Source organism: Cellulomonas humilata (genome assembly GCF_030814415.1).
Classification (GTDB): Bacteria; Actinomycetota; Actinomycetes; order Actinomycetales; family Cellulomonadaceae; genus Cellulomonas; species Cellulomonas humilata_A.
Map to the genome: position 1 here is coordinate 588,165 of NZ_JAUSVB010000002.1, position 19,599 is coordinate 607,763.

Below are 19,599 nucleotides of genomic sequence, written 5' to 3' on the forward strand. Positions count from 1 at the left end.
GATCATGGCCGACCTGTTCGACGACTACCCGACCGGACCGGCGTGGGACGAGATGATCGATCCCGACGGTGGCGGCTCCCGCACGGCGTACTCCGGCTTGCACCGAGCGCTCGCGCAGCTCAGCGCCGGAGAGCTGCGAGCACGTGCCGAGACGCTCGCCCGGTCCTACCTGGCGCAGGGCGTCACGTTCGACTTCGCGGGCGAGGAGCGGCCGTTCCCGCTGGACGTCGTGCCCCGCGTGCTCGCGGGCGACGAGTGGGAGCACGTGGCACCCGGGGTCGCGCAGCGCGTCCGGGCGCTGGAGGCGTTCCTGGCCGACGTCTACGGTCCGCAGCGCGCGATCGCCGACGGGGTCATCCCGCGCAGCGTCGTCCTCTCGTCGACCAACTTCCTGCGTGCCGCGCGCGGCATCAACCCGCCGAACGGCGTCCGGGTGCACGTCTCGGGCATCGACCTGGTCCGGGACAGCCTGGGCGGGTGGCGGGTGCTCGAGGACAACGTGCGGGTGCCCAGCGGGGTCAGCTACGTGCTGTCCAACCGCCGCGCGATGGCCCAGACGTTCCCCGAGCTGTTCGCCGCCCTGCGGATCCGGCCGGTCGCCGACTACCCGCGGCGGCTCCTCGCCGCGCTGACCGCGGCGGCGCCGTCGGGCGTCGACGAGCCGACGGTGGTCGTGCTGACGCCCGGGGTGTTCAACAGTGCCTACTACGAGCACTCGCTGCTGGCCCGCACGATGGGCGTCGAGCTGGTGGAGGGGCGCGACCTGTTCTGCTCCGGCGGGCGCGTCTGGATGCGCACCACGCAGGGCCGGCGCCGGGTCGACGTCATCTACCGGCGGGTCGACGACGACTTCCTCGACCCCGTCGTGTTCCGCAACGACTCCTACCTGGGCAGTCCCGGGCTCATGACGTGTGCGCGCAACGGCACCGTGACCATCGCGAACGCGGTGGGCAACGGGGTGGCCGACGACAAGCTCGTCTACACCTACGTGCCCGACCTGATCCGGTACTACCTGAGCGAGCAGCCGATCCTGCGCAACGTCGACACGTGGCGGCTGGAGGAGCCGGACGCGCTCGAGGAGGTGCTGGACCGGCTGGACGAGCTCGTGGTCAAGCCCGTCGACGGCTCGGGCGGCAAGGGTCTGGTCGTCGGGCCGAAGGCGAGTGCGGCCGAGCTGGCGACGCTGAAGGTGCGGCTCCGGGACGACCCGCGAGGGTGGATCGCCCAGCCGGTCGTCCAGCTCTCGACCGTGCCGACGCTCGTCGAGGACGGCCTGCGACCGCGGCACACCGACCTGCGCCCGTTCGCGGTGAACGACGGCGAGTCCGTGTTCGTGCTCCCGGGCGGGCTGACGCGCGTGGCGCTCCCCGAGGGCGAGCTCGTCGTCAACTCGTCGCAGGGTGGCGGGTCCAAGGACACCTGGGTGCTCGGCGGGGCGGTCCCGCGCCGCGCGGTCCGCCACCAGTCCGAGCTGCCGCAGGCGGTCGCGCAGGACTCGGCGGTGCCCATCGACTCCAACCCCAACGACGTGCGCGCCCAGGTGATGCAGCAGCAACAGCAGGGCCGCGCGACCACCGCAGGAGGTTCCCCGTGCTGAGCCGGATCGCGGAGTCGTTGTTCTGGATCGGTCGCTACGTCGAGCGCGCGGACGACACGGCCCGCCTGCTCGACGTGCACGTGCAGATCCTGCTCGAGGACCCCTGGGCGGAGGAGGACCTGGCCTGCCGGTCGCTCCTGTCCGTGATGGACCGGGAACCGCCGCCCGCGCACGTCGAGGTCGGCCGCGAGTACGTGCTGGACATGCTCGCGTACGACCGGTTCGCACCGTCGTCCATCGCAGGGTCGCTGGTGTCGGCACGGGAGAACGCCCGCCGTGCGCGCGAGATCATCTCGACCGAGCTGTGGGAGTGCCTCAACGCGACCTGGAACCAGCTGCCGTCGCACATGAGGCCGGCGCGTCCGCACGACTACTTCACCTGGGTGCGGGAGCGCGCCGCCATCGTCGCCGGGATCATGGACTCCGCGACGTCCCGCGACGACACCTGGAACTTCATGGTGCTCGGCCGGTCGATCGAACGTGCCGACATGACCGCCAGGCTGCTGACCACGCGTGCGCTCGCCGGTTCGGCCGGACCGAGCTGGACGACGCTGCTGCGGTCCTGCGGCGCGCACGAGGCCTTCCTGCGGATGTACCGGGGAGCGGCGTCGGACGAGCGAGCCGCCGGCTTCCTGCTCACCGACCGGCTGTTCCCGCGGTCCATCGTGTTCGCGCTCAACCAGGCCGAGGCATGCCTGGCCAACCTCGAGGGCACGTCCGACCGGGCGGCCGTCGACGACGCGCGGCGGCACATCGGGTACGTGCGCACGAACCTGGAGTACCGCCCGCTGATCGAGGTCCTCGACGCGCTGCCCAAGGAGATGGAACGGGTGCAGCGCGCCTGCTCCGCGGCCTCGGACGCGATCCGCGGCCGGTACTTCCCGAGTGCTTCCTCGACGAACTGGGTGGGTGAGGCGCTGTGAGCAGGCTGCGGGTCGTGCACACGTCGACGTTCCGGTACGACAGCGCCGTCGTGGCGTCGTACAACGAAGCGCGGATGACGCCGCTGTCCCAGCAGGGGCAGACGGTGCTGGAGACGAAGATCGACGTGCAGCCGCACACCGGCTGGCACGAGTACCGCGACTACTGGGGGACGGCGGTCTCGGCGTTCGAGGTGCTGACCCCGCACGACTCGATGGTGATCACCGCCGAGCACCTGGTCGAGGTGGCCGAGCGGGCACCGCTGCGGTCCCCGGCGACCTGGGACACGCTGCGCGGCGCGGAGCTGCGGGACCGGCTGGCGGAGTTCCTCTCGGACACGCCGACGACGGCGCCGCCCGACGACGTGGTCGAGCTGGCGCGGCGCGTGGCGGGGGACCTCGAGCCGGCGGACGCCGCGCTGGCGGTGTCCGGAGCGCTGCGCGACGAGATGGAGTACATCCCGGGGGTCACGACGGTGCACACGCCGGCGTCGGAGGCGTGGACGGCCCGGGCGGGGGTGTGCCAGGACATCGCGCACCTCGTGGCGGGTGCGCTGCGCTCCATCGGCATCCCGGCGCGGTACGTCTCGGGCTACCTGCACCCCGACTCCGAGGCGCCCGTCGGCTCCACGGTGCTCGGTGACTCGCACGCGTGGGTCGAGTGGTGGGTGGGCGAGTGGTGCGCCTACGACGTGACCAACCGTGTCGTCGCGGGCGACCACCACGTCGTCCTCGCCCGGGGGCGGTCCTACGACGACGTCCCGCCGATGCGGGGGATCTACGCCGGTGCGGGCACGCAGGCGGCGGAGGTCCAGGTGCAGATCACGCGCGAGGCCTGAGCCTCAGGGCGTGAGGCGCCGGCTGAGGGCGTCGTCGAGCGCGGCGGCGTCGCCGTCGACCGTGAGGCGCTCGTCGGCGGGCGTCGTGCGGCCCCACAACAGCAGTGCGAGCGCCTCGGCGGTCCCGGTCACGGTGACGGAGGGGGCGTCCGACCCGCCGAGCGACCAGGACCGCTCGGCGTCGACCGCGACCAGCCCGACCGGGGCGGGCAGCGGCTCCATGCGACCCATCCGCTCCTGCCGCGGCTGCATCACGGTGACCACCTCGTCGACGGTGTCCGCCCAGATCCTCGGGTCGACGCTCAGGCTCAGCCCGCCCGCCGTGCGCAGGTCCCACAGGTGCACGAGCGTCTCGTGGGTCTGGCGGCGGTGCCAGAACGACGCCGGGCCGTTCTCGACGAGCGTCCACGCCAGCGCGTCCGGCCCGAGCTCGGTGAGGGTGTCCCGCAGCTCGGCGGCGCAGGTGGCGTAGAGGTCCTCGAGCACGAACGGACCGCGGCCCAGCGGCGTCTCCTGCTTCCGGCGCGCCTGCGCGGCCGCCCAGTGGTGGATGCGGGCCAGGTGGACGACGAGGTCCTTGACGCGCCAGCGGCCGCACCAGGGCACCCGGGTGGTGGGGTCGACGAGCGGGATGGTGGCGAGGAAGTCGGCCTGGAGACCTCCGAGCACGGTCAGCAGGTCGGTCGGCGCATCGATCGGCGCATCGGCACGGTCCGTCGTCATGGGACCATGGTGGGATAGACCACCGACAGCCGACAGGCGGTCACCGGTCACCGTTCGTCGGGAAGGCGCCAGCACCTGCGCCGCCCGACTCCGACGCCAGGAGCAGTCCGCTTGTCCCCGATCCCGAGTGCAGCCGCCTCGTCGCGCATCCATCCCGCGGCGACGGCGCCTGACCTGCTGCGCAACTTCTGCATCATCGCGCACATCGACCACGGCAAGTCCACGCTGGCCGACCGGATGCTGCAGCTCACCGGCGTCGTCGACTCCCGGGCGATGCGCGCGCAGTACCTGGACCGCATGGACATCGAGCGCGAGCGCGGCATCACCATCAAGTCGCAGGCCGTGCGCATGCCCTGGGGCGTCGATGACAAGGCCTTCGCGCTGAACATGATCGACACGCCCGGCCACGTCGACTTCACCTACGAGGTGTCCCGGTCGCTGGCCGCGTGCGAGGGTGCCGTGCTGCTGGTCGACGCCGCGCAGGGCATCGAGGCGCAGACGCTCGCCAACCTGTACCTGGCGCTCGAGAACGACCTGACGATCATCCCGGTGCTCAACAAGATCGACCTGCCCGCCGCGCAGCCGGAGAAGTACGCGGAGGAGCTGGCCAAGCTCATCGGCGGCGAGCCCGAGGACTGCCTGCGGGTGTCCGGCAAGACCGGCGCGGGCGTCGTGGAGCTGCTGGACCGCATCGTCGAGCTGGTGCCTCCGCCCACCGGCGACGCGAACGCCCCGGCGCGCGCGATGATCTTCGACTCGGTCTACGACACCTACCGCGGCGTCGTCACGTACGTCCGGGTCATCGACGGCAACCTGAACCCGCGCGAGAAGATCGTCATGATGTCGACGCGCGCGACGCACGAGCTGCTCGAGATCGGTGTCATCTCCCCGGAGCCCGTGCCGACCAAGGGCCTCGGCGTCGGCGAGGTCGGCTACCTGATCACCGGCGTGAAGGACGTCCGCCAGTCGAAGGTCGGCGACACGGTCACCAACGCGAGCAAGCCGGCCGCCGCGGCCCTGGGCGGGTACTCCGACCCCAAGCCCATGGTGTTCTCGGGCCTCTACCCGATCGACGGGACCGACTACCCGATCCTGCGCGACGCCCTGGACAAGCTGAAGCTCAACGACGCGGCCCTCAACTACGAGCCGGAGACGTCGGTCGCCCTGGGCTTCGGGTTCCGCGTCGGCTTCCTGGGCCTGCTGCACCTGGAGATCGTGCGCGAGCGGCTCGAGCGGGAGTTCGACCTCGACCTCATCTCGACCGCCCCGAACGTCGTGTACGAGGTCACGCTCGAGGACAAGACGGTGGTCACGGTGACCAACCCGAGCGAGTTCCCCGCCGGCAAGATCGGCGACGTGAACGAGCCGATGGTCAAGGCGACGATCCTGTCCCCGGCCGAGTTCATCGGCGCGATCATGGAGCTCTGCCAGACCAAGCGCGGCGAGCTGCAGGGCATGGACTACCTGTCCGAGGAGCGCGTCGAGCTGCGCTACGTGCTGCCCATGGCGGAGATCGTGTTCGACTTCTTCGACCAGCTGAAGTCCAAGACCCGCGGGTACGCGAGCCTCGACTACGAGCGCATCGGCGACCAGGTGGCTGACCTGGTGAAGGTCGACATCCTGCTGCAGGGCGAGACGGTCGACGCGTTCAGCGCCATCGTGCACAAGGACAAGGCGTACGCGTACGGCGTGATGATGACCGCCAAGCTCAAGGAGCTGATCCCGCGCCAGCAGTTCGAGGTGCCCATCCAGGCGGCCATCGGCGCCCGGATCATTGCTCGCGAGACCATCCGGGCCATCCGCAAGGACGTCCTGGCCAAGTGCTACGGCGGCGACATCACCCGCAAGCGCAAGCTCCTGGAGAAGCAGAAGGAGGGCAAGAAGCGCATGAAGACGATCGGTCGGGTCGACGTGCCGCAGGAGGCCTTCATCGCTGCCCTGTCCAGCGAGCCCGCGGGGTCGGCCGGCGGCAAGGACGCGAAGAAGAAGTGAGCTGAGTGTCTCCAGCCCTCCCTGAGGGAGACGTCGCCCCCGACGACGGCCGCCTGCCGGCCTCGGCGCTCGAGGGTGCCGACGAGCGCGCGTTCGGCGTCTACCTGCACGTGCCGTTCTGCACCGTGCGGTGCGGCTACTGCGACTTCAACACCTACACGGCGACCGAGCTGGGCGGCGGCGCGAGCCAGCACGCCTACGCGGACACCGCGCTGCGGGAGATCGCGCTCGCCGCGTCCGTGCTCCCGCCGAGGCCGGTGCAGACGGTGTTCGTCGGCGGCGGCACTCCCACCGTCCTGTCGGTCCCGGACCTGTCGCGGATGCTGGGCGGCGTCCGGGACGCGTGGGGGCTCGCCGACGACGTCGAGGTCACCACCGAGGCGAACCCCGACTCGGTGACGCCGGAGTCGCTGGCCGCGCTGGCCGACGCCGGGTTCACGCGCGTGTCGTTCGGTATGCAGTCCGCCGTCCCGCACGTCCTGGCGACGCTCGACCGCACGCACGACCCCCGACGCATCCCGGACGTCGTGCGCTGGGCTCGCGACGCCGGCCTCGCGGTGTCTCTCGACCTCATCTACGGCACGCCGGGGGAGTCCCTCGACGACTGGCGCACCAGCGTCGAGTCCGCGCTCGCGACCGGCGTCGACCACGTGTCCGCGTACGCGCTCGTCGTCGAGGCCGGCACGCGGATGGCTGTGCAGGTGCGCCGGGGCGAGCTCGAGCTGCCCGACGGCGACGACCAGGCGGCGAAGTACGAGCTCGCCGACGACCTCTTCGAGGCGGCCGGGCTCGGCTGGTACGAGGTGAGCAACTGGGCGCGGACGCCCGCCGACGCCTGCCGGCACAACCTCAGCTACTGGCGGGGCGACGACTGGTGGGGGATCGGTCCCGGTGCGCACAGCCACGTCGGCGGCGTGCGCTGGTGGAACGTCAAGCACCCGCGCGCGTACGCCGACCGGCTGGACCGCGGGCTGAGCCCCGCGGCCGGACGAGAGACGGTGACGGGCGACGGAGCGCTCCTGGAGCGCCTCATGCTCGGCGTCCGGCTGGCGGGTGGCCTCTCGCTCGACGCCCTGCCGGAGGACGCGCGGCCGTCCGTCGCAGGTCTGGTGGCCGACGGCCTCGTCGACGGGCGCGAGGCGATCCAGGGCCGCCGGATCGTCCTGACCCGCCGCGGTCGGCTGCTGGCCGACGCGGTCGTGCGCACCCTCGCCGGCTGAGCCCCTCCACCCAGCGACGCACCCGGCTCCGCCCGTCGGTGGTGCCAGGCGGTCAGCCGGCCGTCGACGATGCGGTCATGCTCTCGGAGCCGACCGCGTCACCGGAGCCCGCGTCGCGCACCCGGGGCAGGCTGCTGGCGCTCCTGCTGCTCGTCGCGTCGCCCGTGTGCGCCGAGTACCTGCAGGCCTACGACCCCGCGTCCACCGGGGACGCCGCCGCCCTGCTCACCGGGCTGCTCGTGCTGGCTCCGCTGTACGGAGCGCCCGCGCTCCTCGTCCGCGAGATCGCGGTGCGAGCCGGCCTGCACTGGACCGGGATCCTCGCGCTGGCGGGGGCGTTCGGGGTCCTCCAGGCAGGGGTCGTCGACCAGTCGCTGTTCGCCACGAGCTACCTCGGCTACGACAGCTGGGACGACCAGCTGATGCCCACGTTCGTCGCGCCGCTCGGTCTCGGCGCCGCGTCCGCGCTGAACTTCCTGGTCGGGCATGCCGTCTGGAGCTTCGCGGCGCCGATCGCGCTCGTCGAAGGCATGGAACGGACTCGGCGGCCGTGGCTGAGGGTGCCTGGTCTCGCCACGGCGGCGGTGCTCTACGTCCTGGCCGCCGTGCTCGTCTGGTCCGACGTGCGCGACTCCGGCAGCGACCAGGCCTCGGCGGGCCAGCTGGCGGGCGCGCTCGTGGTCGCCGGGCTCCTCGTCGTCGTGGCGTGGACCTTCGGTCGCCGGTCCCTACCCGTTCCAACCGACGCACGCGTGCCTCGTCCGTCGGTCGTGCTCGGAGTCGTGCTCGTGGCGGCCGTGGGCTACTCCCTCGTCCCGCCGACCTGGGCTGGCGTCGCCGTGGGCGTCGGGATCCTCACGCTCACCGGTGTCGTGGTCACGCACTGGTCCCGCTCCGCGCACTGGGACGCGCGCCGGGTCGCCGCCGTCGCCGGCTCGGCGGTCGTCGCGCGAGCGCTCGTCGGCTTCGCATCGGTCAGCGAGATGACGCCGCGGCCCCCCGGCGGGTTCGTGCAGAACACGGTGCTGCTCGCCCTGTCGCTCGCCCTGGTCGCCGCCGCGACGCGCGGTCGGCGCGGGGCGCGACAGTGACGGCGGTCCGGTGCGGTCAGCGCACCAGCTCGAGGCTGAACGGGTAGCGGTAGGAGCCGCCGCGCTGCACGGCGACGGCGGCCAGGACGCTCAGGACGAGGCTCACGATGCTGACCGCGATGAAGCCGAGCCAGCCCACGAAGCCGATGACCGGGATCGAGCGGACGATGGCGCAGACGATGAGCGCGATCAGGACGGTGAGCTGGAAGTTCAGTGCGACCCGAGCCTCGTCGGCGGCCGCGCTCGCCTTCTCGCGCTGCACCAGCCAGATCACCAGCGCCGCCACCCAGCCGGCGTAGAAGTACGCGAGGATCCCGCCGAGGTGCGCCAGCATGCCCAGGGTCCGGGTCTGGTCCGCGCTGCTCGGCGGCGGGCTCTGCGGGTGCTCGTACGACATCGTGGCTGCTCCTCGTCCTGGTGCCGCCGACCTGACGGCAGGCGCAGCCTACCGATCGGGACGGGTACGCGCCGGACGTCCCGACATGCCGGGAAAGCCCGGTTCCTTGACACGTGACCTCCGCCCCCGGTTCGCTGCTCGGTGGGCGACGACCGCCCTGTGACCAGGGAGGCCACGCATGAGCGAGAACCCCGGCGGAACCCCGCCGCGCGACGACGAGCCGCCGAACGAGCCGGCTGCTCCGGTCGGACCGGGCTCCGTCGAGCCACCCGTCGCGCCGGACCCGGTTCCCGGGCCTGACGCACCGCCCGTCCCGCCGCCCGCGGCGCCGCCCGTCCCGCCCGCGGCTGCACCGCCCGTCCCACCGGCGGCGCCCCCTGTCCCGCCGGCGCCCGCGTACGGCCAGCCCCCGGCAGGGCCGCCGCCCGCCCCCGCATACGGTCAGCCGCCGGCCGGTCCGCCTGCTCCGCAGTACGGCCAGCCGCCCGCCGGGTCAGCGCCCTATGGTCAGCCGGCCCCGGGCGGCTACCCGCCGCCTCCCGCCTACGGCCAGGCCCCTCCCGGTGCCTACCCGCCGCCCGCGGGCGGCTACGGGGCGCCGATGATCCAGCCGTCCCCGGTCGGTGAGGCGTTCTCGTACGGCTGGAAGAAGTTCACGCAGTCCGGCGGCCTGTTCATCGGCGCGGCACTGGTCTGGTTCGTCATCGCGGCCATCGTGCTCACGATCGTGGGCGCCATCTTCGGCGGCTTCGGTGCGCTCCTGAGCACCGGCAACGGCGACGGCCCCGGGCCCGGTCTGCAGGTCGGGTTCTCGTTCGGGTGGTTCGTGTTCTCCGCGGCCGCCGCGATCCTCGGGTACCTCATCCAGGCGGCCTTCATCCGGGCGGCCCTGGACGTGACCGAAGGGCGGCAGCTGAGCTTCGGTGACTTCTTCAAGTTCGTCGAGCCCGGACCGGTCATCCTGACCGCCCTGATCCTCGCGCTGATCAGCGCGGTGCTGGGCATCTTCCCGATCATCGGGCCGCTCGCCTCGCTGGTCGTGAACTTCCTGCTGATCTTCGTGTTCTGGTTCGTCATCGACAAGCACCTGCAGCCGGTGGACGCGCTGAAGGCCAGCTATGCGCTCGTCACCCGGAACCTGTCGACGACCGTCCTGTTCTACCTGCTGAGCATCGCGATCTACTTCGCCGGCGCGATCCTCTGCGGCATCGGCCTCTTCGTGGCGGTGCCCGTCGTGCTCCTGTCCACGGCGTTCCTGTTCAAGCGGCTGCTCGGGGACCCGATCGCTGCCTGACCTGTGCCGTGCACGGTGCCCGGTCGCCCGGTGGGCGGCCGGGCACCGTCATGCGGTGACGAAGTCGATGAGCTCCTCGACGCGGCCCAGGAGGCTGGGCTCGAGGTCGGCGTAGCTGCGCACCGAGCGCAGGATCCGCTGCCACGCGCGGGCGACGTCCGCCTGCTCGTCGGCCGGCCAGCCGAGCTCGCGCAGGATGCCGTGCTTCCACTCGGTGCCGCGCTCGATCACGGGCCACGCGTCGAGCCCGATCCGCTCGGGCCGCACCGCCTGCCACACGTCGACGTACGGGTGACCGAGCACCAGGACGGACCCGGCCGGTGTCCCGCGGACGGCCTCGGCGGCGATCCGGCTCTCCTTGGAGCCGGTGACGAGGTGGTCCACCAGCACGCCGACGCGACGCCCGGGACCCGGGCCGAAGTCGCGGAGGGCGTCCTGCAGGTTGTCGACGCCGTCCAGCAGCTCCACGACCACGCCTTCCAGCCGCAGGTCGTCGCCCCAGACCTTCTCCACCAGCTCGGCGTCGTGCTTTCCCTCGACCCAGATCCGGCTGCCGCGGGCCACCCGCGCGCGGGCGTCGTGCACGGCGACGGACCCGGACGCGGTGCGCGTCGGGCGGGCCGGTGCCGGCGCGCGCACCGGTGCGGTCAGCGCCACGGGTTCGCCGTCGAGCCAGAAGCCCCGGCCGAGCGGGAAGGTGCGGGTCCTGCCGCGCCGGTCCTCGAGCACCACCACGTGCTGACCGCCGGACTTCTCGACGCGGACCACCGCGCCGACCCACCCCGTGGTGACCTCCTCGACGACGAGGCCCGTCTCGGCGGGCTGCGGGCGGCTGGTGCGGGTGGGTCGGTGGTGCGTCGAGCCGGAGCCCCCGAGCACGTCCGAGCCGTAGCGGTCGTCGTTCACCCGGGCAGCCTAGGGTCATGTCCCGGGGCGGGCGTCGAGGCGCGCAGCCGTCGCCCCGTGAGTGTCGCGCCCCCGGCGTAGCATTGGCACTCCTGTGCGGGGAGTGCTACCCCGCAGCGGCAGACCGACGACGACGGAGGAGGCGACATGAGCGAGGACCGGCGGCTGGACGTGCTGCGCGCGATCGTCGAGGACTACGTCGCCACCAAGGAGCCCGTCGGGTCGCGCGCGCTCGTCGAGCGGCACTCGCTCGGCGTCTCGCCGGCGACCATCCGCAACGACATGGCGGCGCTCGAGGAGGGCGGCTACATCGCGCAGCCGCACACCTCGGCGGGTCGCGTGCCCACGGACAAGGGCTACCGGCTGTTCGTCGACCAGCTCTCCACCGTCAAGCCGCTGTCCAGCCCCGAGCGCCGCGCCATCGGCACGTTCCTGGAGACCGCGCAGGACCTCGACGACGTCGTGGACCGCGCCGTCCGGCTCATCGCCCAGCTGACCCAGCAGGTCGCCGTCGTGCAGTACCCGTCGCTGCGGCGCTCGGCGTTGCGGCACGTGGAGCTGGTGCCCGTCGGCCTGCGGCACCTGCTCGTCGTGCTCATCACCGACACGGGACGGGTCGAGCAGCGGACCCTCGAGCTCGGCTCCGACCTGGACGAGTCCGTCGTCGGCCGCCTGCGCACCCGGCTCAACGTCAGCGCCGCCGGCCGACGCCTCTCCGAGCTGCCCGTGGCCCTGGCCGAGCTGACCGAGGGCTTTGCGCCGACGGACAAGATCCTCGTCAACGCGGTGGTCGCCGTCGTCGAGGAGACGCTGGCACAGGAGAGCGAGGAGCGGGTGGTGCTCGCGGGCACGGCCAACCTCGCGCGCGTCGGCAGCTCGGACGTGCGGTCCATCGGTCCCGTCCTGGAGGCACTCGAGGAGCAGGTCGTGCTCCTGCGCCTGTTCTCGGAGATGGCCGAGGACCATGCCGCCGTGGCGGTCCGGATCGGCCGGGAGACGCAGCACGACGGGCTCGTCGAGACGAGCTTCGTGACCACCGGCTACGGGGACGAGGGCGGCGGGTCGGTGGCCCGCATCGGCTCGATCGGCCCGCTGCGCATGGACTACCCGGGCACGATGTCCGCGGTCCGCGCGGTGGCCCGGTACCTCACCCGGATCCTCGCCCAATGACCTGCCCGAGCACTCACGCCACATTCTTACCGACCGCTGGAAGCGAGCAGACCCTCCCGTGACCGACTACTACGAGATCCTCGGTGTGCCGCGCGACGCGAGCCCCGAGCAGATCAAGAAGGCCTACCGCAAGCTCGCGCGCGAGCACCACCCCGACGTGGCGGGGGCGGACGCCGGTTCGGAGGACACGTTCAAGGACGTGTCGCGCGCCTACGACGTGCTGGGCAACCCCGAGAAGCGCCGCGCGTACGACCTGGGCGGCGACCCGTCGTCCCCGGGCGGCGGCATGGGCGGGGGCTTCGGCTTCCAGGACATCTTCGAGACGTTCTTCGGCGCAGCCACCGGTGCCGCCGCGCAGCGCGGGCCCATCCCGCGTGCCCGTCGCGGTCAGGACGCGCTCGTCCGGCTCGACCTCGACCTCGGGGACGTCACCTTCGGCGTGCACAAGGACGTCCCGGTGGACACCGCGGTCGTCTGCCCGACGTGCAGCGGCTCGTGCTGCCGGCCCGGCACCTCGCCGCGCACCTGTGAGGTGTGCGGCGGCCGCGGCTCCGTCCAGCGCGTCGCGCGGTCGTTCCTCGGCCAGGTCATGACGACGCAGCCGTGCGCCGCGTGCCACGGGTTCGGCACGGTCATCCCGGAGCCCTGCACCGAGTGCTCCGGCGAGGGTCGCGTCCGCTCGCGCCGCACCCTGAGCGTGGACGTGCCCGCTGGTGTCGACACGGGCACGCGGATCAAGCTCACCGGCCAGGGCGAGGTCGGCCCCGCCGGCGGACCGGCCGGCGACGTCTACCTCGAGGTCCGCGAGCGCAAGCACGACACCTTCGTGCGCCGCGGCGACGACCTGCACGCCACGCTCGAGGTGCCCATGACGGCCGCGGCCCTCGGCACGGTGCTCATGCTCGACACGCTGGACGGCCCGCGCGAGGTCGATCTGCGGCCCGGCACGCAGCCCTCCCAGATCGTGTCGCTCAAGGGACTCGGCGTCGGCCACCTGCACGCCACCGGGCGCGGCGACCTGCACGTCCACGTCGAGGTGCACGTGCCCACCGCGATGGACGACGAGCAGGCGGAGCTCCTGCGCAAGCTGGCCGCGCTCCGTGGCGAGGAGCGTCCGGAGGCGCGGCTGTCCGCGTCGAGCTCGGGTGTGTTCTCCAAGCTGCGCGACAAGCTCTCGGGCCGCTGAGCGTGACGACCGCGTCCGCGGCGTCATGAGCGCGCCCGTCTTCCTCGCCGAGCCCGGCACGCTCGACGGTGTCAGCGACGGTGCCACGTACCTCCTCGACGGCACCGAGGGCCGGCACGCCGGCGTGGTGCAGCGCCGTGGACCCGGCGAGCGGGTCGACGTCGTCGACGGTGCCGGGGTGCGCCTGCTCGCCGTGGTCGGTGCGGTCACCGCCGAGGGCGTGCTCGTGCACGTGCAGCGGCGGGTGGTCGAGCCGGCCCCGGCGGTCGCGCTGGTCCTCGTGCAGGCGCTCGCCAAGGGCGACCGGGACGAGATGGCGATCGAGGCGGCCACCGAGGTGGGCGTCGACGCCGTGGTGCCGTGGCAGGCGGAGCGGTCGATCGTCGTGTGGCGTGGCGAGCGCGCGGCGAAGAGCCGGGCGCGCTGGCTCGGGACGGTCCGGGCGGCGGCCAAGCAGTCGCGACGGGCCCGGGTGCCCGACGTGGAGGTCGCGCTCGACGGACGTGGGCTGGTCGAGCGCGTCCGCGCGGTCGTGGCAGCCGGCGGTGCTGCCCTCGTGCTGCACGAGGACGCCAGCGAGCCGCTCGCGTCGGCGGGACTGCCGGAGACGGGCGAGTGCCTCGTCGTCGTCGGCCCCGAGGGCGGGATCGGCGACGGTGAGCTCGGCCGTCTCGTGGAGGCGGGGGCGCGCGCGGTGCGGCTCGGCCCGCACGTGCTGCGGACGTCGACCGCGGGACCGGTCGCCCTCGCGATGCTGGCCGAGCGTCTGGGTCGCTGGAGCTGACCGGCCTGTCGCGGAATGCTGTGGGCGACGCCTCGTAGACTGAGCACGGAAGACCCACCCAGATCGATCTAAGGAGCGCACGGCGCACGCCGAGCACATGGCCGAGTCCACATCCGCAGCGCGTACCTCCGCTGCACCCGCGCGCGTCGAGCACCGGATCAGCGTCCCCTCCGAGGTCTCCATGGTCGAGCTGCTCGGCCTGCGGGACGAGGTCCTGCGGACCATCGAGAACGGGTTCACCGGGGTCGACATCCACGTCCGCGGCAACGAGGTCACCCTCGCCGGCCCGGTCGGGGACGTGGCCCTGGTGTCGCGGCTCGTCGACGAGCTGGTCGAGATGGCAGCCGGCGGGACCCCGCTCACCGCCGAGGTGGTGACGCGGTCGGTCGCCATGCTGACGGCTGCGTCGAGCGCCCGGCCCGCGGACGTCCTGTCCTTCAACATCCTGACGAGCCGCGGTCGGACCATCCGCGCCAAGACGTCGGGGCAGAAGGACTACGTCGACGCCATCGACCGGCACACCGTGACGTTCGGCATCGGCCCCGCGGGTACCGGCAAGACCTACCTCGCGATGGCCAAGGCCGTGCAGGCGCTGCAGGACCGCAAGGTGCACCGGATCGTGCTCACGCGGCCCGCGGTCGAGGCGGGGGAGCGGCTGGGGTTCCTGCCCGGCAGCCTCTCGGACAAGATCGACCCGTACCTGCGCCCGCTCTACGACGCGCTGCACGACATGGTGGACGCCGAGTCGATCCCGCGGCTCATGGAGGCGGGGACCATCGAGGTCGCACCGCTGGCGTACATGCGCGGCCGCACCCTGAACGACGCGTTCATCATCCTCGACGAGGCGCAGAACACGTCCGTGGAGCAGATGAAGATGTTCCTCACGCGGCTCGGCTTCGGCTCGAAGGTCGTCGTCACCGGCGACATCACGCAGGTGGACCTGCCGTCGTCGCAGACGTCGGGCCTGCGCGTGGTCGAGCAGATCCTGCAAGGCGTCGACGACGTCGCGTTCTGCCGTCTGACGTCGTCGGACGTTGTCCGGCACCGCCTGGTCAGCGAGATCATCGACGCGTACGCGCGCTGGGACAGGAGCTGAGGCGGCCGTGAGCGTCGAGGTCAACAACGAGTCGGGGTACGACGTCGACGAGGCGGAGTTCGCCGCGCTGGCGCGCTACGTGCTGGACGAGATGCACGTGCACCCGCAGACGGACCTGTCGATCCTGCTGGTCGGGACGGACGTGATGACGGACCTGCACGTCAAGTGGATGGACGAGCCCGGGCCCACCGACGTGCTGTCCTTCCCGATGGACGAGCTGCGCCCGGGACGCGAGGGCGACGTGACGCCCGCCGGCCTGCTCGGTGACGTCGTGCTCTGCCCCGAGGTCGCCGCGCAGCAGGCACGCACGGCGGGTCACTCCACCGCCGAGGAGCTGCTGCTCCTGACGACGCACGGGATCCTGCACCTGCTCGGCTACGACCACGCCGAGCCGGAGGAGGAGAAGGAGATGTTCGCCCTCCAGCGCCGGCTGCTGCTGACGTTCCTGGCGTCCCGATGACGGACGTCCCCGTCGCGCTGCTCGTCCTGTTCGCCGCGCTCGGCATCGCCGCGGCCGCCGCGCTGTCCGCCGGCGAGGTGGCGGTCGTCCGTCTCTCGCGGGCGGCCGTGTCGGAGCTGGTCGCGGAGGGGCATCCCGCCGCGCACCGCGTCCGCGCGCTGACCGAGCACCCCGCGCGGGTCGCGTCGGCGGCGGCGTTCGTGCGGCTCCTGGCCGAGATGACGGCGACGGTCTGCATCACGCTCGTGGTGGCGTCGGCGGACCTGCCGTGGTGGGCGGTGCTGCTGGTCGCGGTCGCAGCCTGCGGGCTCGTGGCGTTCCTGCTCGTGCGGGCGAGCCCGCGCACGCTGGGCCGGAGGCACCCCGTCGCGGTGGTGACCCGCCTGTCCCGCGTGCTCGTGGCCGTGACCGCGGTCGCCGGTCCGCTGGGCGCCGCCGGGCGACCCGGGGCCGGGTCGGCGGCCGAGGACGAGGACGAGCTTCGGGACATGGTGCAGCGGGTCAGCGAGTCGGACGTCATCGAGGACGAGGAGCGGGAGATGTTCCGCTCCGTCCTGGAGCTGGGCGACACGCTCACGCGCGAGGTCATGGTGCCGCGGACCGACATGGTGACCGCTCCCGAGGACACGCCGCTGCGCAAGGCGCTCGCGCTCCTGCTGCGCTCCGGGTTCTCCCGCGTGCCGCTCGTCGGCGAGTCCGTGGACGACCTGCGCGGCGTGCTCTACCTCAAGGACGTCGTCGCGCGGCTGCCCATCGCACCCGCCGGCCGGTCGGACCGCCAGCAGCAGGAGGCGATGCTCGACGCACCGGCCTCGTCGCTGGCGCGGCCGGCCGTGTTCGTGCCGGAGTCGAAGCCGGTCGACGAGCTCCTGCGCGAGCTGCAGAGCGGCTCGTCGCACATGGCCATGGTGGTCGACGAGTACGGCGGCATCGCCGGTCTGGTGACCATCGAGGACGCGCTCGAGGAGATCGTCGGCGAGCTGACCGACGAGCACGACCCCACGGCACCCGTCGTCGAGGAGCTGGACCCCGGGGTCTTCCGGGTCCCCGCCCGGTTCGGCCGCGACGAGCTGGGCGAGCTGTTCGACCTCGAGGTGGACGACGAGGACGTCGACACCGCCGGGGGCCTGCTGGCCAAGGCGCTCGGCAAGGTCCCGCTGCCCGGCTCCGCCGGCGACATCCACGGGCTGCACCTGGTCGCCGACCGGGTCGAGGGTCGGCGCCGCCGGCTCGCGACGGTGCTGGTCAGCATGGCCGAGAGCACGGACCGACCGACGGACACCCCGACCCCGGGCCGCGCCCCGACCGACACCCACGGAGCCACCCGATGACCTTCCACTCCGGATTCGCCTGCTTCGTCGGGCGCCCCAACGCCGGCAAGTCGACGCTGACCAACGCGCTCGTCGGCCAGAAGGTCGCCATCACGTCCGGGCGTCCGCAGACCACCCGGCACACCGTCCGCGGCATCGTGCACCGGCCCGACGCGCAGCTGATCCTGGTCGACACCCCGGGTCTTCACCGGCCCCGGACGCTGCTCGGGGAGCGGCTGAACGCCCTGGTCAAGGACACGCTCACCGAGGTCGACGTGGTCGGGTTCTGCCTGCCCGCCGACCAGCGGGTGGGCCCCGGCGACCGGTTCATCGCCGAGCAGATGTCCGAGCTGGCACGGGACGGTCGCGGCACGCCCGTGGTCGCGGTCGTCACCAAGGCCGACCTGGTGGGCAAGGGCAAGCTCGCCGAGCACCTGATGGCCGTGCAGGCACTGGGAGAGTGGGCGGACATCGTGCCCGTCTCGGCGACCTCCGGATACAACGTCGACGTGCTGGAGAACGTGCTGATCGGGCACCTGCCGGAGGGCACCCCGCTGTACGCCGAGGGTGAGCTCACCGACGAGCCGGAGGCGGTCATGGTGGCGGAGCTGGTCCGTGAGGCCGCGCTGGAGGGTGTGCGCGACGAGCTGCCGCACTCGCTGGCCGTCGTCGTCGACGAGATCGTGGCCCGCGACGAGCCGGCCGCGAACGGCGTGCCCATGCTCGACGTGCGGGTGCACCTGTTCGTCGAGCGGGACAGCCAGAAGGCCATCATCATCGGCAAGGGCGGCGCCCGGCTGCGCGACGTCGGCAGCCAGGCGCGCCGCGGGATCGAGGCGCTGCTCGGGGCGCGGGTCTATCTCGACCTGCACGTCAAGGTGGCCAAGGACTGGCAGCGCGACCCGAAGCAGCTCGGAAAGCTGGGCTTCTGAGCATGCTGAGGTCGGGTGGACGCGCAGTGCCTCGCGTGGGCGCGGACGTGGACCGGCACGTGGGCCGGTCCTACCGGGTCGCTGCGAGCACGGCCCTCGGAGTGGTTCTCCTGGCGGTTCTCGGCGCCGTCATGGGGCCGCAGTGGGACCCGGTCCCGCTGGCCGACCCGCTGGTCGTGGAGACGTCGTCGACCGCGATCGGCTCCGCCGCACCCGTGCGGGAGTACGACGTGCGCACGTCCGTCGTCTCGGTCCGGCTCGACGGTGTGACGGTCGAGGCCCAGATCAGCGAGCCGGTCGGGCTCGACGACCCCAAGCCGGGGGTCGTGTTCGTGCACGGTGCGGGCACCGGCCGGTTCGACACCGCCTTCATCGAGCAGGCGCGCGCGCTGGCGGCCTCGGGGATCGTCGCGATGGTGCCGAACAAGCGGCTCGACACGTACACGACGCGGCACCGCGACTACGTGGCGATGGCGGCGGACTACGACGCCTCGGTCCGGGTGCTGCAGTCCTACCCCGGGGTGGACCCCGAGGCCGTCGGCATCTACGCCGAGAGCGAGGGCGGCTGGATCGCTCCGATCATGGCCGCGCAGGACCCGTCGATCGGGTTCGTCGTCCTGGTGTCCTCCCCGGTGGTGCCCCCACGCGAGCAGGCCGCGTTCGCCGTCGACTCCTACCTGCGCAACACCGGCGTGCCGCACGGGGTGTTCCGGGCGATCCCGCGCGCCGTCGGCATGTCGCTGCCCGGCGGTGGCTTCGAGTACGCCGACTTCGACGTCACCCCCTACCAGCGTCAGATGACCCAGCCGGTCTTCGTCGTGTACGGCACGGGTGACGCGTCCATGCCCGTGATCCAGGGCGCGGAACAGGTCCTCGAGGACACGGCGGTCGCCGGGAACGGTGACGTCACGATCCGCTACTACGAGGGCGCCAACCACGGCATCCGCGTCGACGGGGACGTGGACGCTGCGTTCCTGCGCGACCTGTCCGGCTGGGTGCTGGGCCTGCCGGCCACGGGCGACTCCGAACCGCGGGTCGCCGGGGCGCAGCCCGTCCAGACGTACGTCGCAGCGCCCGTCCCGGAGCCCCGGTGGTTCGGCGACGGCGACGTCGTCCTGGCCCTCGCCGGCACGTCGGTCGCGCTGATCCTGCTCGGCCCCCTGGTCGTCCTCTTCGCGCGCGGCGTCGAGGAGGCCACGGACCGGGTCCGACGACGTCGCGGAGCCACGGTGACCGTCGCCGGACCGCGGTTCGCGCGCGGCGTGCTGCCTCGGCTCCTCGCCCTCGGCGTCGGGGCGATCCTGACGGTGCTCGCGCTCGTCTGGTACATCGTCGCGGTCGCACGGCTCGCCCTCGACTACCAGCGCAACGACCTCGTCGTCCAGGGCGGCTGGGTCGTCGTGCGGGTCCTGGGCATCGCGGTGGTCGTCGTCGGGGTCCTGCTGCTGCGACGCTGCCGCCGGGTCCGCCTCGCCGGCGGCGTCCCCGCGCCGGGGATCGTCCGCACGTCGGTGCTGTGGGCAGGGGTCATAGGCTCCGTCGTGCTGCTCGTGGTCCTGGCGTACTGGGGCGTGTTCCAGCTCGGGATCTGACCGGAATTGACCCCGCAGCGGGTCGCGTTGTGTAGGAAGCGCTCACGTGCGGCACGATGTGCGCCGATGATCTGAACGGACAGTCAGGAC

Annotated in this window: 18 protein-coding genes; 15 read left to right on the forward strand and 3 right to left on the reverse strand. The window is 72.7% G+C overall.

Annotation, left to right across the window (positions count from 1 at the left end; translation table 11 throughout):
• Positions 1-4: 4 nt before the first annotated feature.
• Genes J2X26_RS08760 through J2X26_RS08770 form a run of 3 tightly spaced genes read left to right on the forward strand, consistent with a single transcriptional unit; the run spans position 5 to position 3,356 of the window.
• A complete protein-coding gene (locus J2X26_RS08760; RefSeq protein ID WP_307491495.1) occupies positions 5-1,597 on the forward strand; it encodes a circularly permuted type 2 ATP-grasp protein in 1,593 nt (530 codons plus the stop codon).
• On the forward strand, positions 1,591-2,520 hold the full coding sequence (locus J2X26_RS08765; protein ID WP_307491496.1) for an alpha-E domain-containing protein: 930 nt from the start codon (positions 1,591-1,593) through the stop codon (positions 2,518-2,520). Before J2X26_RS08760 ends, J2X26_RS08765 begins: the two co-directional genes overlap by 7 nt.
• Positions 2,517-3,356, forward strand: coding sequence for a transglutaminase family protein (locus J2X26_RS08770; protein ID WP_307491497.1), 840 nt, complete (start codon positions 2,517-2,519; stop codon positions 3,354-3,356). Before J2X26_RS08765 ends, J2X26_RS08770 begins: the two co-directional genes overlap by 4 nt.
• 3 nt (positions 3,357-3,359) lie before the next feature.
• Here J2X26_RS08770 and J2X26_RS08775 read toward each other — a convergent pair whose 3' ends face one another.
• Positions 3,360-4,079: a maleylpyruvate isomerase family mycothiol-dependent enzyme gene (locus tag J2X26_RS08775; protein WP_307491499.1), complete on the reverse strand. Its 720-nt coding sequence runs from the start codon at positions 4,077-4,079 to the stop codon at positions 3,360-3,362.
• A 111-nt stretch (positions 4,080-4,190) separates the two neighbouring features.
• Between J2X26_RS08775 and lepA the strand changes: the two genes are divergently transcribed.
• The 3 genes from lepA to J2X26_RS08790 all read left to right on the forward strand — a co-directional run bounded on the left by lepA (position 4,191) and on the right by J2X26_RS08790 (position 8,382).
• Positions 4,191-6,071 (forward strand): translation elongation factor 4, encoded by a 1,881-nt coding sequence (lepA, locus tag J2X26_RS08780; RefSeq protein ID WP_307491501.1) that lies wholly within the window; start codon positions 4,191-4,193, stop codon positions 6,069-6,071.
• A gap of 5 nt (positions 6,072-6,076) precedes the next feature.
• The gene (hemW, locus tag J2X26_RS08785) at positions 6,077-7,291 is read left to right on the forward strand and encodes a radical SAM family heme chaperone HemW (RefSeq protein WP_307491502.1); all 1,215 of its coding nucleotides are present in this window, start codon (positions 6,077-6,079) and stop codon (positions 7,289-7,291) included.
• A 77-nt stretch (positions 7,292-7,368) separates the two neighbouring features.
• Positions 7,369-8,382, forward strand: coding sequence for a hypothetical protein (locus J2X26_RS08790; protein WP_307491504.1), 1,014 nt, complete (start codon positions 7,369-7,371; stop codon positions 8,380-8,382).
• A 16-nt stretch (positions 8,383-8,398) separates the two neighbouring features.
• On the opposite strand, the gene J2X26_RS08795 is transcribed toward J2X26_RS08790, so the two are convergent.
• A complete protein-coding gene (locus J2X26_RS08795; protein WP_307491506.1) occupies positions 8,399-8,779 on the reverse strand; it encodes a DUF4870 domain-containing protein in 381 nt (126 codons plus the stop codon).
• 178 nt (positions 8,780-8,957) lie between these two features.
• On the opposite strand from J2X26_RS08795, the gene J2X26_RS08800 reads away from it, so the two are divergent.
• Entirely contained in the window at positions 8,958-10,073 is a 1,116-nt protein-coding gene (locus J2X26_RS08800; RefSeq protein WP_307491507.1) for a hypothetical protein, read from the forward strand.
• 48 nt (positions 10,074-10,121) lie between these two features.
• Here the strand turns inward: J2X26_RS08800 and J2X26_RS08805 are convergent, their stop codons facing one another.
• Complete coding sequence (locus tag J2X26_RS08805) at positions 10,122-10,979, reverse strand: DUF3097 domain-containing protein (protein WP_307491509.1); 858 nt, start codon at positions 10,977-10,979, stop codon at positions 10,122-10,124.
• A 147-nt stretch (positions 10,980-11,126) separates the two neighbouring features.
• Here J2X26_RS08805 and hrcA point away from each other — a divergent pair, with 147 nt between their 5' ends.
• The 8 genes from hrcA (at position 11,127) to J2X26_RS08845 (ending at position 19,509) form a co-directional block, all read left to right on the forward strand.
• Positions 11,127-12,149, forward strand: coding sequence for a heat-inducible transcriptional repressor HrcA (gene hrcA / locus J2X26_RS08810; protein ID WP_307491511.1), 1,023 nt, complete (start codon positions 11,127-11,129; stop codon positions 12,147-12,149).
• Between the two features lie 58 nt (positions 12,150-12,207).
• The gene (dnaJ, locus tag J2X26_RS08815) at positions 12,208-13,335 is read left to right on the forward strand and encodes a molecular chaperone DnaJ (protein ID WP_307491513.1); all 1,128 of its coding nucleotides are present in this window, start codon (positions 12,208-12,210) and stop codon (positions 13,333-13,335) included.
• A 25-nt stretch (positions 13,336-13,360) separates the two neighbouring features.
• Positions 13,361-14,119, forward strand: coding sequence for a 16S rRNA (uracil(1498)-N(3))-methyltransferase (locus tag J2X26_RS08820; RefSeq protein WP_307491514.1), 759 nt, complete (start codon positions 13,361-13,363; stop codon positions 14,117-14,119).
• Between the two features lie 97 nt (positions 14,120-14,216).
• Positions 14,217-15,215 (forward strand): PhoH family protein, encoded by a 999-nt coding sequence (locus J2X26_RS08825; protein WP_307491516.1) that lies wholly within the window; start codon positions 14,217-14,219, stop codon positions 15,213-15,215.
• A 7-nt stretch (positions 15,216-15,222) separates the two neighbouring features.
• Positions 15,223-15,675, forward strand: a complete 453-nt coding sequence (gene ybeY, locus J2X26_RS08830; protein ID WP_055913350.1) for an rRNA maturation RNase YbeY — start codon at positions 15,223-15,225, stop codon at positions 15,673-15,675.
• Positions 15,672-17,006 (forward strand): hemolysin family protein, encoded by a 1,335-nt coding sequence (locus tag J2X26_RS08835; RefSeq protein ID WP_307491520.1) that lies wholly within the window; start codon positions 15,672-15,674, stop codon positions 17,004-17,006. Before ybeY ends, J2X26_RS08835 begins: the two co-directional genes overlap by 4 nt.
• Positions 17,003-17,917 (forward strand): GTPase Era, encoded by a 915-nt coding sequence (era, locus tag J2X26_RS08840; protein ID WP_055913356.1) that lies wholly within the window; start codon positions 17,003-17,005, stop codon positions 17,915-17,917. Before J2X26_RS08835 ends, era begins: the two co-directional genes overlap by 4 nt.
• 35 nt (positions 17,918-17,952) lie before the next feature.
• Complete coding sequence (locus J2X26_RS08845; protein WP_307491522.1) at positions 17,953-19,509, forward strand: alpha/beta hydrolase family protein; 1,557 nt, start codon at positions 17,953-17,955, stop codon at positions 19,507-19,509.
• Positions 19,510-19,599 lie beyond the last annotated feature (90 nt).